At 63.7% G+C, this 1,166-nt stretch carries 1 protein-coding gene; it reads left to right on the forward strand.

What is annotated here, in order from left to right:
• Window positions 1-93: 93 nt before the first annotated feature.
• Window positions 94-1,166, forward strand: a 1,073-nt coding sequence (locus tag XI04_RS08110) for an IS481 family transposase (protein WP_271623550.1), incomplete at its 3' end; no start/stop codon positions are given.

The following is a 1,166-nucleotide window of genomic DNA, read 5'->3' on the forward strand; positions in this document are numbered from 1 at the left end:
AAGTGTTTAGCCCGGACAGATCACTGACGGGTGTTCGGAGACATAGCTGACACATCAACATTGGCTGGATTGGTCCGATTCGGGAGGCCGTCCATGCCGTGGAGTGAGGTGTCAGTAATGGATCAGCGCCAGGAGTTCGTGCGGCTGGCTTTGCAGGAAGGCGCCAACCGGCGCGAACTGTGCCGGCGGTTCAACATCAGCCCTGACGTCGGCTACAAATGGTTGCGGCGCTGGCAGGCCGGCGATCGGGAGCTGGCCGACCGCTCCCGTTGCCCGCATGCGATGCCCAGGCGCAGTGAGGCTGCGGTCGAGGCCCAAGTTCTGGCCGTACGGGACAAGCATCCGGCTTGGGGAGCGCGGAAGATCGCCCACTGCCTGAAGCGGAGCGGGCAGACGGTGCCGGTGCCGTCAACGGTGCATCAGATCCTGTGTCGGAACGGTCGGGTCAAACCGAGCGAGAATGTACCGCCAAATCCGGGGCATCGCTTCGAGAAGGAAGCTCCCAACCTGCTGTGGCAGATGGACTTCAAGGGTCACCTGCCGCTCGCCAACGGGACGCGATGCCATCCGCTGACCGTTGTCGACGATCACTCGCGCTATGTCCTGTGCTTGAAGGCCTGCGCCGACGAGCAGCGTCTTACCGTGCAGGATCACCTGACGACGACATTCCGCTGCTATGGCTTGCCGGAAGCCTTCTACACCGACAACGGCTCACCCTGGGGCGATACGTCAGGCGTTCGTTGGACCGGGTTGAAGGTGTGGCTGCTCAAGCTCGGTGTCAGGGTTGTGCACGCCAGGCCCTGTCACCCGCAGGCCCGCGGCAAGAACGAACGCTTCCATCGCACCCTGAAGGCCGAGGTTTTTGCCATGCGGCGCTTCCGCACCCTCCCGGAAGTCCAGCGCGCCTTCGATGCCTGGCGACCGGTCTACAATCTGGAGCGTCCCCACCAAGGCCTCGATATGCGCGTCCCCGCCGATCGCTTCCGGCCCAGCGCCCGCGCCATGCCGACCCGCGTTCCGAACGTTGAATACGACAGCGGCGAGATCGTCCGTAGGGTCTCATCGACGAGACCCTACATCTCCTTCAAAGGACGCTTCTGGAAGGTTCCCCAGGCCTTCGCGCGCGAAAGTCTCGCCATCCGGCCGCTGGATCGTGACGGCCACTA

Origin of the sequence: Bradyrhizobium sp. CCBAU 11430 (genome assembly GCF_028128855.1) — a bacterium.
GTDB lineage: Bacteria > Pseudomonadota > Alphaproteobacteria > Rhizobiales > Xanthobacteraceae > Bradyrhizobium > Bradyrhizobium ottawaense.